At 44.3% G+C, this 13357-nt stretch carries 8 protein-coding genes; 4 read left to right on the top strand and 4 right to left on the bottom strand.

The window, feature by feature from the left end; all coding sequences use genetic code 11:
• The first annotated feature begins 78 nt into the window (after positions 1–78).
• Complete coding sequence (locus ACSVI6_RS02170) at positions 79–3264, top strand: hypothetical protein (RefSeq protein ID WP_491720877.1); 3186 nt, start codon at positions 79–81, stop codon at positions 3262–3264.
• Positions 3265–3423: 159 nt separating this feature from the next.
• Positions 3424–6678 carry a KxYKxGKxW signal peptide domain-containing protein gene (locus ACSVI6_RS02175; RefSeq protein ID WP_491720878.1) on the top strand — a complete coding sequence of 1085 codons (3255 nt, stop codon included), beginning with the start codon at positions 3424–3426 and terminating at the stop codon, positions 6676–6678.
• Between the two features lie 43 nt (positions 6679–6721).
• On the opposite strand, the gene ACSVI6_RS02180 is transcribed toward ACSVI6_RS02175, so the two are convergent.
• Complete coding sequence (locus ACSVI6_RS02180; RefSeq protein WP_491719978.1) at positions 6722–7270, bottom strand: TetR/AcrR family transcriptional regulator; 549 nt, start codon at positions 7268–7270, stop codon at positions 6722–6724.
• A gap of 726 nt (positions 7271–7996) precedes the next feature.
• Here ACSVI6_RS02180 and ACSVI6_RS02185 point away from each other — a divergent pair.
• Complete coding sequence (locus ACSVI6_RS02185; protein WP_491720879.1) at positions 7997–9820, top strand: hypothetical protein; 1824 nt, start codon at positions 7997–7999, stop codon at positions 9818–9820.
• Positions 9821–9859: 39 nt separating this feature from the next.
• Here the strand turns inward: ACSVI6_RS02185 and ACSVI6_RS02190 are convergent, their stop codons facing one another.
• The 3 genes from ACSVI6_RS02190 to ACSVI6_RS02200 form a co-directional block, all read right to left on the bottom strand.
• Positions 9860–10372, bottom strand: a complete 513-nt coding sequence (locus ACSVI6_RS02190) for a hypothetical protein (protein WP_491720880.1) — start codon at positions 10370–10372, stop codon at positions 9860–9862.
• A gap of 80 nt (positions 10373–10452) precedes the next feature.
• Positions 10453–10848, bottom strand: coding sequence for a hypothetical protein (locus ACSVI6_RS02195; protein WP_491717093.1), 396 nt, complete (start codon positions 10846–10848; stop codon positions 10453–10455).
• Between the two features lie 80 nt (positions 10849–10928).
• A complete protein-coding gene (locus ACSVI6_RS02200) occupies positions 10929–11921 on the bottom strand; it encodes a D-2-hydroxyacid dehydrogenase (RefSeq protein ID WP_491720943.1) in 993 nt (330 codons plus the stop codon).
• A gap of 377 nt (positions 11922–12298) precedes the next feature.
• On the opposite strand from ACSVI6_RS02200, the gene galE reads away from it, so the two are divergent.
• On the top strand, positions 12299–13291 hold the full coding sequence (galE, locus tag ACSVI6_RS02205; protein ID WP_491717278.1) for a UDP-glucose 4-epimerase GalE: 993 nt from the start codon (positions 12299–12301) through the stop codon (positions 13289–13291).
• Positions 13292–13357: the final 66 nt, after the last annotated feature.

Genomic DNA, 13357 nt, shown 5'->3' on the forward strand with positions numbered 1-13357 from the left:
TTTTGTTTTGTCCTGTATTAGCATATTAGAAAGTAAGGCAATCCTGCCTTGCAAAAATTATTTATGAGGTGATCTTTTATGAAGTTCAATAAGAACCAATATCGTGTTGCAAACGATAAAAAGGTTATGCATAAGAGACACAAACAATGGGTTGTATTATCCACTGTTGCGTTCTCCTTATTAACTTTTTCAGCTGTAGAAGCTACTTCAGCACACGCTGATAACGTTTCTGCAACTACTACAAATACTACTACTGATAGTAGTGCTAATAGCTCAGCTACTTCCAGTGCTACTAGTTCAGCTACTAGTGCTGATTCAAGTGCTACTAGTTCAGCAAGCTCAAGCTCAGCTACTTCAAGTAGTTCAGCTACTTCAAGCTCAGCTAGCTCAGACGCAAGTGCTACTAGCTCAGCAAGTTCAAGTGCATCCAGTTCATCAGCTGCTAGTTCAGTTGCATCTGACTCCCCTGCACAAAAGAAGGCATACGACGACGCTAAGTTAAGCGCATTCCGTGCTAACTACGATTCCGCTAAGAGTGTTTACACTACTAGCGCTACTAAGGCAAACAAGGCTGCTTACTTAAAAGCTCGTGCTGCCGTTGATAACGTTAAGTACCTTTACGCACAAAAGTACGATGGTGCTAACGTTTTAACTTATAACTACAATCGGATCTTAGCTGCTGGTAACTACAAGGTTGCCCAAGCTGACGTTAAGCTTTCAGACGCTAAGACTGCTGCTGCTAAGAAGTCAGCTAAGAAGGCTTTAGCTGCTGCTAAGGCTAACTTAAAGACTTTCAAGGCTAACTACGCTAAGGTTGATAAGTTACGGAAGGCATTTAACAAGGCTGGTTCATACGACTTGAACGTTACTTTTGACGTGCCAGTTGTACCTACTAGCTCATCAAGTGCTGTTGTTTCATCAGCTGCTTCAGCTAACTCATCAGCTTCATCCACTGCATTAACTGATACTCAAGCATTATCAAATGCTTTCGTTAACGCATACAAGTTAGCACAAAGTGGTTACAGCTTCAGTGCTGCTGCTAATTCATTAGCTTCAGAAGTTAACAAGAACCTTTACGGTAACACATTTACTCTTCAAAACAGTCAAGTAACTAGTGACTCCGCTGTTTACTACAACACTCCAGCTGCTGTTAAGTACGCTCGTCTTCTTGATGCATTAGCTAACACTGATTCAGCAACTAGTTCAAATGCTGATTCAGTTGTTGCTTCAACATTTGCTTCACAAGCTGCTGCAATTGCTAATGCTGCTAGTGCTGGGTTAGTAAGCTCATCAGATGCTGCTACTAAGTCATCTGTTGCTAGTGCAATCAGTAACTACGCTTTTGCTACTGGTTCATCTGCTGCTGTTACTGTTAACGGTACTTCAGAAGTTGTTTACCTTGGTGCTAGTTCAGGTAACGATGCTCAATACCTACCAAACTTATTGAGCAACGCTGCTAACTTATACTCAGTTGCTGCTAATAACCTTTCAGCTGCTGTTTCAGCTGCTGACTGGTCAAATGCTAGCGCATACGCTGGTCAAATCTTCTCATACCAAGCAGGTAACTTCTCAGCTGCTCCTGGTTACAATAATTCAAGTGCTAACTCATCAGCTGCAAACTTTGGAGACGGTGTATACAACTTAGGTTCAGCCGTTGCCAGTGTATTCGTTAAGGCTGGTAACTCATTAGCTTCATCAGTTGGTGTTTCAAACACTGCTAGTGCTGCCGTTGTTTACTCTGCAACTTCAAACGTTTACAACCGTTTTGCTACTTTAAGTTACGATCGGAATGTATACAGAAGTGTTGCTAGCGATTCATTATTTGTTGCTAACTCAAGTGCAGCTTTATCTAGTGCAGTATCATTAGTTCAATCATTAACTGGATCAGCATTTATTGATTTTGATAATAGTGGTGTTTCTTCTACAGCAGCTAGTTCAGCAGTTTACACTAGTGGTACTAGTACTTACTACCTTTCTAACGGTTATGTAGTTTCTGGTGCTACTGTTTACTCAGATCTTAATTCATTTGCATCAGCTGCTAATTTACAACTTTCTGCTGCTAGCGGTAAGTACAATGCGTTGGTTGCATTATCTAATGCCTTATCAGCTCAATCATCAGCTGGTGTACTAGTTAGTGGTTATTCAGACCCAACTAGTATTAATAATGCATATAATGCATTATCTTCAGTTGCTTCTGCATTTAGTGCAAATGCATCTGCAACTGCTCAAAATGTTACAACTATTCAAGGTGTTGTTAATACAAATAACCAACCTGCCACTGGTTCTAGCGCATTCTCAAGTTTAACTAATGCTACTGGACTTGATTTAACTGGTACTGGTTTTAATGCTTCAACATTTACTATTTACTCTAGTGCTGTTAATTCTGCATATGCAGCTGCTTCTGTAGCATCTAGTAATGCTAACACTAAGGGAGCATCCGGTGCTTCATTAGCTGCTTCTGTAGCATCTTCAGTTGCTAGCGCAGTTGATTCAATTGCTAACGCAGTTTCAAATGCTGGCCAAAACAGTGCTGCTCTTGCAACTTCTTTAGCTTCATATAGAAATTCAACTAAGGGTCAAGATAATAAATACCTATATGATAGTTTGTTCGCAAGTGGTACTCCATTATCATATGCTGCTAATGATTTTGTATTTAAGAATTCTGGTTTAAGTGATGCTTCTGTTGTATCATTTGCAGCATCACTTGCTGATTCAGCTAGTGCATCTGCTCGTTACAACAGTAATGTTACTTCTGTAGCTTCTCTTAGTGCGTCAGCTGTTTACTCAGCCGCTTCTAGTGTAGTTAATACTGTTAGTGCAGCTAACAATGTATTTAGTACTTCAACTGCTGCACTTAATGCTTATCTTCCAGCATTATCTTCAGCAATCAACTCAGCTCAATACGCTGCACGAGTTGCATTTAGTGTTGCTGATGGTGCTTACCAATCAGCAGCCAATAACTACAGTTACTATGCTTCTCAAGCTACTCAATATGCATACAACTCAGCTGCTTCAGCTGCTGCATCAAATGCTGCATCAAATGCTAAGGTTGCTATGAGTTCAGCTTCAGCTGCTAAGCAAAGTGCTGCTAATGCATTCTACGCAGTTCCTACTTCAGTTGCTAACTCAGCTATTGCATCTGCTTCTTCACAATTGAATAACCAGATTTCTAGCGTAACTTCAGCTGAATCAGTTGCTGCCGATGTATTTAACCCATACAACGTAAGCTTCTTTTCAACTCTTAACAACTCAAACAACAAATAATAAGAATTAATCTTATTACGACGTTGAAATTAGTTTAATAAAACTTTTCTGTAAGGCTCTGACTTCGGTCAGGGCCTTTTTTTTATCTAAAATTTTATTTTGAGATAAAAAATTGTATAATTAATTAATATAAATATGTTTTGCAAAAGAGGGATTGGAATGGCCAAAAAATCAAATGCAAATAAAGTTAGATATAAAATGTATAAATCAGGAAAGTTATGGTTAATTAGTGGCATTACGTTTGCGACGCTTGGGACTACGGCTTTGTTTACCGCTCCAGTTGCTAAGGCGGATTCAAATGCTGATCAGGTCACCCAAACTAGTTCCGCTAGTGATTCTGCTGCCGTGGTGGCTAGTTCAGCATCCGTTAGTTCGATTTCGGCTGTTAGTGCTAACAGTGCTGTTTCGAGTGCGGTGAGCGTTGCTGCTTATGACAGTACTAAGTTGAACGCTGCCTCTGGGGCAGTCTTGAGTAATAGCGCTTCCGTTTCTGCTAAGATTAACAATTCAGAAGCCTTGATGACGAATACGATTTTGAATCAAAACTTCCATTATAATACGCCGCGCGGGTATTCAAATGACCTCCAGACGATCCTCCCCCATACCGATGGGAGCGGGAACGTTAATTACTACGACGTATACTACCTCTATAATCCATACCCCAGTCAGATTCAGTTTGCTGATGAATGGTACCATGCGACGACGACCGACTTTAAAACTTTTCAGGCCTACGACAGTGCTGACCCGACGGGGTTAAATAACGTTGCCATTCCTGATCCTGACTATCAAGATGAAAACGGCAAGGCGGGGGGCCAAATCGCTGCGAACAATACGACCGATGGAATCCCGTGGGAATACGCTGCGACTGGTTCGGTCCTTTACAATGACGGCCTATTGAAGACTGACCAGTGGAACAATCCAATCGATGCAAATGCCAAGCTCGCTTATTTTACCTCGTTTACCAGTACGGGTGATCAGCAGACCTTTCTCGCCTACAGTAACGATGACCAGCAATTTCATCCCTACCGCTCGACGCCCGTAATGACGCGGCAGCAGTTTGGCATCACGGTCCAGGATTTTCGTGATCCCTACGTTGAACGGGTCAATAATAAGTTGGTCGCCTACGTTTCTGGTGGTTGGTCCAAAAAGATGTATACGTTTACCAGTACCGACGGCATCAATTGGGACTATAACCCCGCCAATGACATTAATTTAGACCAGGGGACTGCGATGGAGGTCGAAACGCCGATCGTTAAGACTGTGAATGGACAGGCGTTCATGTTTTATAGTTGGTCCAATGGTGATGCTGCTAGCGACAAGGCGATTGCCTACATCAATGGTTATATCGACAGCGACGGTCTCTTTAAGACCAACAGCAGCAGTAAAATCACGAATTTAGATCAATCTGCATATAAGGGCGATACATACGCTGGGAACTTTACCAATGTTGATCCTGACACGCTCGTTAATATTAACTGGTCGGGTAGTTGGCAATACTCATTGCTTTCTAGTCTTTATACCTACACTTATTCTAAACACAGTGGGAGCTTTACGTTACCGCGCCTGTTGCAAAATGTGAACGGCACTTTGTGGTCGACGCCGATCGAACCGAACAATCAATTGGTATCGACCATTAAGGTCGCTAAGAACGCCTCGAAGAAGAGTTTTATCATTGGGACCAATAATAAGCTGGACTTTACCTTTGATAATCCGAACAGCAGTCACACGATCAATTTAAAGCGTGGTGAGTCTGATATCTCGATTAAGGTCGGGAAGGGGCGCTTGGTATTGAGCAGAAAGAACTCGATTAATAGCCTGTTGGCCAAGCAGGTTCAAATCCCACTGCCGAATGCCACGACGGCTAAAATGAGCCTGTATTTGGATAATTCGACGTTGGAAATTTACCTACCCGAGTCGAACATGCTATATAACGTTGTCAATTTCACCAGTAACCAAAATGACCCGTATAAGCTGACTAGCAATACTGGGGCGACGATTGATAACTACGAATTTAATGCCAATTATCCTGCCTTGACGGTTGGTGAGCTCAATGCGACGGTCCAGCATTTGAATGGTTACATTGCTGATGACAATGACTCCTTGCAGCACCTGCAAAATGTGATGAAGCGTTATTATCAAACCAACATCAAGGGAAATGACTATTACTTTGCGAATTCCCAGGCGACGACGGCGACTGCTCAGCTCAGCGCCGCCCAATCATCAATATCAGTGGCCAATAGTTATGTTGCACGGGCCAATGCGTTATCTAATGATGCGCGGGGCAGCCTATACCTGACGCTTGCCAGTGCGGCGTATAATAGCGCCTCGACTGCTGAAACCTATGCGACGCAGGCAATCATGGCGGCCAATAATACGATGGCGGCCGATGCCCCCGCTGATTTTAAGAATCAGACGACCATTAAGGGCAATCGGGTTCAGTTCGTTGATCAAAAACAAGTCAGTGGTAAGATGGTGACCGACAAAGCGGGGAATACGCACTATTACGATTCTCTGACGGGCTATCAGCTGACGAACACGTTCTACTTTAAGAATGGCAAGTACTACTACTTCGATCAAGCGGGAAATCTGGTCAAGAATCGGTTCGTGCAAGCCGCTGCGAACACCAATTACTACTACTACTTCAATCAAAAGGGTCAAGCGCTGACGGGCCACCAAGTCATTGGTCACAAGCACTACTTATTTGACGGCAATGGAATCCAGGTCCGTGATCAATTCGTGAAGAGCAAGTCGGGGAAGTTCTATTACTACGATGCCAAGGGCGTTTTGGTAACCAAGTCGAGAACGGTGAACGGGCACAAGTTGAAAATCAATCGCAATGGTCAGATCTTAAACCGCAACCAATTGTTAACGGTGCGCGACCCGATTACGCATCAGTTAAGCACTTACTACTTGGATCACAACGGGTCTGCTTACCACGGCATCAAGCGGGTCGGCCACTTCCTGTATGATTTCGGGAAGAATGGCAAGTCGATCAATGGGGTCTTTGTGTTGAATGCTCATAATCAAGTGGCGGGATTTTATGACCAATATGGTTCCGTGATTAAGTTGGAATACGCAAAGGCGTTCGACAAGGATGAATACTACTTCTTTGATAAGAACGGCAAGGCGGTCAGCGGCAGCTACACCGTCAATGGAATCGATCAATACTTTAACCCGAAAGGGGTCTTGGTAATGAACTCATTTCTGTACTTTAAGGATGGTCGAATCAAGTTCGCAGAGGCCCACGGGAATATCTATAAGAACTTCTTGTTCGAAGAGGGCGGCAAGCAATACTACGCCCAAGCCGATGGGTACCTATTACAGGATGCGACCAAGGTGATTAACGGCGTTGAATACAGCGCTGATCATAGTGGGGTCCTAACGCCAGTTCAATCTAACTCCCAATCGGTTTAATAAAATAAGCACACCAGTTTTGCGCTGGTGTGCTTATTTGTGTTTATAACAATGTATTCAATTTGACGTTAAACAATTGGTAGTATTCATCCTTAAACTCCTCTGGCGGGATCGGAATCGGGCTGGTGATCCAAAGTTCGATTATGTCGAGGGTAAATTTGACGAGCAGGTGGAGGTAAAAGTCATTGGCCTTCACGTCGTCTGAAAAGCGGCTGACCGTCCGTAAGTATTTGTATTCTAAATATTTTTGCCATGCGCCGTTGAGGTCCGAGCGATACAGGATCCGAATCTTTTCACGTTGCGCATAGATCGCAGGAATCGTCGTGTCCGCCACACACCGCAGTAACGTATCGAGTGAATTCGCATGGCGTAAGTATTCACCATGGTCAGTAATGGAATGGATGATTCGACTATCGATATCATGAAAAATGAATTTGGCGATGGCCTTTTGACCGCAGAAATTGTTATAGAAAGTCCCCTTGGAGATCCCCGCTTGCGCAATAATGTCGTTATTGGTGATTTCCTCGCTATCGTCGTTTTGATCAAGGAGAATTAAGAAGGCGTTGGCAATTTTAAGCTTCGTTTTGTTCACTATCATCCCATCCTTATTACAGTTGTTTAACATTAATATTACAAAATTATAACATTAATTTGACCTCGGGTGCAAAATATAAGGTGTTTCAATCTTTGGCAGTGAAACACTAACGGCGATGGTGTTCATTTAAATTGGGCTGATCAAGTCGAATCGATGCTAGAATCGCTCAAAGTGGCATTTTATTTACGTTAAAATTGCAGTTATGTTACAAAAACGTTACAAAACTTTGACCACGGGTATAATGGGCAGGACATTTAACGGGCTTTGATTTTACTGGTTGTCAACATTTAGAACGTAAGTCTAATTTTTAAAAACTTGTTAAGAAATAAATAATTGGTTAAGATAAATGTACATATTAAGCAGCAGAGCCTAGCCATGGGCCCCTGATAATTGCTTTTAAATCGATATCATAAACAATTAATTGCTAACTGACCATTAGTAAGACCTTTAAATCAGCACATGGTGATCGACACTCGCTCTGTTGTAACATAGAAAGATACACAATTACATTTTTTCTATCATTCACATATTTCAAACATATCTCTCATTCTGATAACCCCGTTGATCATTGATCGGTGGGGTTATTTTTTTGTTTGTACGAATGGTTCATCATTTTGGCAAGGGTGTTCTTCGATGGTGGCATTTAAAGTGGTTAAAGCATATAATACAATGAGGAAAATACATCGGTGATTACGATGCCGATTAGAAATGATGGTGAATCAAATGAAGCAATGGCTGCGCTTTATAACACTTTCAACAGCCACGCTCGGCTTGGTAGTATTGAGCGTCCATCAGATGCGGGCACAAGCGGCCGAATCCTACTATGCGAATTTGAACCAAAATGCGCTTAGTAATCCGCAACAACTCCAGTCGGGCAACGGTTTAGCTAATTATGATAAGAAATCGTTGACCACCGTTGGCAGTATTCCACCAACGGTTATTTATAATGGGAAATTTACGCACACCCAGTATCAAATGGACCAGCAAAACCCAAGTCACAGCTATACTGATCAGCAGGGGACGACCACCTTTAATACTGATTATTATCTGCCAAAGGGCTTTCACGCCGATTCAAGGGAGTATGGGAACTATCAGAGTACGGTCAAGGTCGGTGATAATTTCTACTTTGTTGAATCACTTGGCGATTCGGTCAAGCAGGGTGTGATCGCTAAGTACAACACGAACGATCTGACCAATTTAGGCGTGCTCGGTGGCAATGGCGACGGGCGCGACCTGATCTGGAAGGCCTATACCTACACTTCGCCATACACCAATTATGGCAAGCAGAACCTAAAGGATGAGGCGAATTATGAATCGCGGCTCCAGGATGCTAAGTACAGCGACCAAGACTCCCAAAATGCGGTGACCAATGCGAATGCCCAGTTGTTAAGCGACCAGCAAGAAGTCGATCAATACAACCAGATGTTGGCGAAGACGACGAAGGAAGCCAACCAGTTTGCGGCCAAGCAACAAGCAGCGTTGGTCAAGCAACGTCAGTTCAATGATAAGGTCGTCAAACAGTTGACCGCCAGTAACTACGTGACCTACTTCAAGCAGGTGGTTGCGACGAGCAGTAAGGCGGCCAATCAGATCGATGTGCAACGCAAGCGTTTGGTCCAGCAGGTCAAAAAGGCTGGCAAGGCCGAACGTGGGCGGTTAAATGCGCAGTTGCAACGCTTGGTCAAAAAACAGCGCGGTGTGACTGCACAGTTGAAGGAAAACCAAAAGGCCCTTCAGCGCTTTAATACGGGGGTCGGCAAACGCTACACCGCCGCCGTGCAAAACGTTAGTGATGCAAACGACTTGGTGAATCAAGACCAACAAGATGTCAATACGGCCAAGCAGAACGTGACCAATAATACTCAGATCGTCAATGATGAACACGCGTTGTATCAAAAGTACGAATCGATCGTATCGGCCGCTCAGGTCAGTCCCTTGTTGAACATTGGCCACGGGCAGACGTTGTCGTATAATCCCGTAACGCAGAATCTATACCTCGTCCAAGACGATACGTTGCAGAACCTGCCCGCTGGCGGTGAGAATACGATCACGGAATTAAGTCCAACGACGCTGCAGCCAATAAAGCAGTTCAATTTTCCACTCCAGCACGGCAACGATAATTACAGTATCAACACGTTGACCTTTGATACGGCTGGTAACGCCTACTTTGGGCGTAAGGAATCGTTCGTTGAAGATAACCAGAAGAGTTATTCGACCTACCAGATCTACAAGGGGACGTTGGATGAAAATAGCGGGGCGGCTAATTTTGCCCCCGTTCCGCAAAATATTAACTGGGGGGGCTATAGTAACCAGAACCTTTCTTACGATGCGTTCAATAACCGTTTATACATCGTTTCTGACAATATCATTACCTCCGTGCCCGCTGATAAACTCGCGGCTGGCACCGTGCAACCGAGTGACGTTAATTACATGTCGTTTAACATCAATCGGGAGTTCGAAGATTTGACGTTCGATGCGCAGGGGTACGGGTACTTGTTGACCCTCTGGGACCCAGAAATTATGAAATCACAAGCTCCAATGAATTAAAAAAAGTCTGATGCGTTCGTGCGCGTCAGACTTTTTGCGTTATTTCAGTGGATCATGTTTTGGTGAATTGGTACTCTTTTTAGCGGTCAACTTGCCAAGGTTTTGGCCCTTCTTTTGACGGGAGACTAAGTTGTCCTTGATCGTTACCTTGATCTTTTTGCCTTCCTTGGTGACCCGATAGGAAATGTTTTCGCCGAGCACAACCTTCTTCGGGGTGATCAAGTAGGTGTTTTTAGCGACCTTTTTATAATGTGGTGTTAGGATGATGCCCTTCGTATCGCTCGTTGAAAAAGCTTTCCCACTTTTATGAAAGCCCATTGAAACGTAATGGATGCTCTTTTCGGGGGTGTAGATGAAGTATCTGCGGTAGGCACTCTTTTCGCTGTAGCCACCGTGTTCTTTCTTATCGGTCACCCACATGCTGGCCCGCGTCACGATCTTAGGGAGTCCAGTGTGCCACTTGTTCTTAGCGGCGTTTACATTCGTGACCCCAGTGAACGTCAAGAGTGCTAATGAAGCGACGGTCGCACTCAATAGTGGTTTGAATTTCATTTTAATTCCCTCCTAAATGGTGCAAAAAGCCCGTTAATTGTTGATTCTCAAACAATTAACGGGTCTTTAATTGCAATTAATTATTTAAGCACTTTGTCGACGACCCCTTCAACGGAATCCTTCGCCAATGGCTTGTATTCATTTTTCTTAGCATCTAATTCGTATGCTTCGACATCGTTTAAGCCGTCCACGTCAATGTCCTTGTAGTCCTTGCTGTCGTTGACCGCTTTTTTAACTTCCTTGCCAGTTCCGTATAATAAGAACCCGCGGCTATCCTTTTTGAATAGTAAGTCAGCTAATGTCTTGCGGTAATCTTCAGCTTTGGAATCGCTGTGGTCGATCGTGTCAACAAGGTTCAAAAGGGTGTTCCAACCATCAGTAGGGGTGATGGTATCTTCCTTTGCGCTCTTCTTAACGTCGTTTAAACGGTGTTCAACTTCTTTGGTCCCTGCATGTTTGTTTTGTTTATCACTCATATTAAGTACCCCTTTAAGATAAATTTGAAACAATATACCACTAATGTAGCACTATCTACTTAAGAGTCAAGCAATAAGGCTTAGTTAACGGGACTGAATGGTTGGTCGCCATCGAGGATCTGCTTGGTGTTGTTGAGTGAGATTTGGACCATGTTCTTAACGGCCGCATCGGTGTAAAAGGCGATGTGGGGCGTTAAGATGACGTTCTTCATTTGCAATAGTTCGTCGATGAACGGGTTGCCAGTCTTATCACCTGGGAGCTTTTGGGAGAAGTAGGCATCTTCGTTTTCGACCGTATCGAGACCTGCGGATTGGATTTCACCATTCTTTAAGGCGTTGATCAAATCGGGGGTGTTGACGACTTTTCCCCGTGAGGCGTTGATGAAAATGGCGCTGTCCTTCATTTGTGCAAAGCGCTTGGCATCCATGAAGTGGAACATGTCATCGGTCAATGGGGTGTGCATGGTCACGATGTCTGCGGTTTCTAATAGCGTGTCGTAATCAACGTAGTCGAGCGTATCGGCGAGTTCTGGACGGTGGATCGGATCGGTCGCGATCACCGTGGCACCGAGCGCCTTGAAGATGCGGGCAACCGTGCTACCGATTTTTCCTGCTCCGATGATTCCAACGGTCAGGTTGTGGATCTCAGGGGCTTCGACACCACCCCAGCTGAAGTCGTTATGGTGTTCGTTGACTTGGATCATATGGATATGTCTGAGCATCGCCATCGTAAGCGTCAACGTATGTTCTGCAACGGAGCGGGGCGAGTAGGCTGGCACGTTGGTCACCGTGATGCCGTTTTCGCGCGCTGCCTTAAGGTTGTAGCTTTCAAATCCCGTACTGCGGACCGCTAAGTTCTTAATGCCGTGTTCGGCCAGTGCAGCGTAGACCTTGGGATCTTCCAGTGGTTCTAATTGGAGGACCGAGATGCCGTCGTAGCCATCGACGATGTCGACGTTAGCTAACGAGAGTTCCTTTGGCGTCGTGTCGACCGTGACGTCGTTTGCCTGAGCCCATTCCTTTGCTGCTGGTTGTTCATCTGGTCTAGTGCCTAACATTAAAATCTTCATTATGAATTCCTCCTAAAAATAAAAAGCCACCCATACTATTAATGGGTGGCTTTAACTATTATGCCGCCCCACGCTCGCTACGGAAAAGTAACTGCGTGGGTGGTTTTAAAATCACTTGAAAAAGGATTTTGACAACACACAGTTACTAAATAAAGCGTGCGAATTGCCAAAATCGATAACTAATATTTAACTGAATTTCGGTTGTTGTCTGCATTATTAAAAACTCCTTAATATATTAGTCATTAATATCATACAATTTTAATCTAAAAAGTCAAGATTTTCTTTATTTTGTTTAGGATTGCTTAAGCCTAATTGCAAGCACGAACCGAATATAAGATAATTGATTCATTCACTAAACAGAAGAAAGCGAGATGGAGATTATGGCAATTTTGGTTACAGGTGGTGCGGGATACATTGGTTCACACACCGTTGATAACTTGGTGCATGACGGCTATGAAGTGGTCGTTATTGACAATTTATCAAATGGGCATCGCGAGGCTGTTAACCCCGACGTAGAATTTTACGAGGGGGATGTTCGTGATCGTGAATTTTTGGACTATGTTTTCGCCCACGAATCAATCGACGCGGTGATTCATTTTGCTTCTGACTCGATCGTGGCGGATTCGATGAAGGATCCCTTAAAATACTTTGATAATAATGATGGCGGGACGATTTCGTTGCTCGAAGCAATGCGGGACCATGAAGTTAAGCGGCTGGTCTTTTCGTCGACTGCAGCGGTTTATGGGCAGCCAGAAAAGATGCCGATCACAGAATCAACGCCTAAGCACCCCACGAATGCTTACGGACAAAGCAAGTGGATCATGGAACAAATGGCGCAGTGGGCTGACCGTGCTTATGGCATCAAATTCATTGCGTTGCGCTACTTTAATGTCGGTGGTGCTAGCAAGGACGGCTCGATCGGTGAAGATCATAACCCAGAGACGCACTTGATCCCGATCATCCTTCAAGTTGCCAGTGGCAAGCGCGACGTCTTTAAGATGTTTGGGACCGATTACAACACCCCTGATGGGACTAATATTCGTGACTACGTGCACGTTGTCGATTTAGCCAATGCCCACGTGCTCGCCATGAAGCGCCTGATGGCGGGTGGCGATTCAACCGCTTATAATATCGGTTCTTCGCACGGCTTTTCGAACCTGCAGATTCTAGAAGCAGCGCGCAAGGTAACGGGCGATCCGATCGAAACCGAAAAGGCTCCCCGTCGGCCAGGAGACCCTGACGAACTAGTTGCCGATTCAACACGGGCGCGGACCGAATTAGGTTGGCACCCCCAATTTGACGACATCGAAGTGATCATCGAAGACGCATGGCGGTTTGCCCAAAAGCACCCGCATGGATTTGCAAAACGGTAAACAAGATAATTGCAGTTTGGCCCGGATTATTTTACGATAGTGGCGTAGATAAATAATTACAGGGAG

The sequence above is a fragment of the Nicoliella sp. ESL1106 genome, from assembly GCF_058509965.1.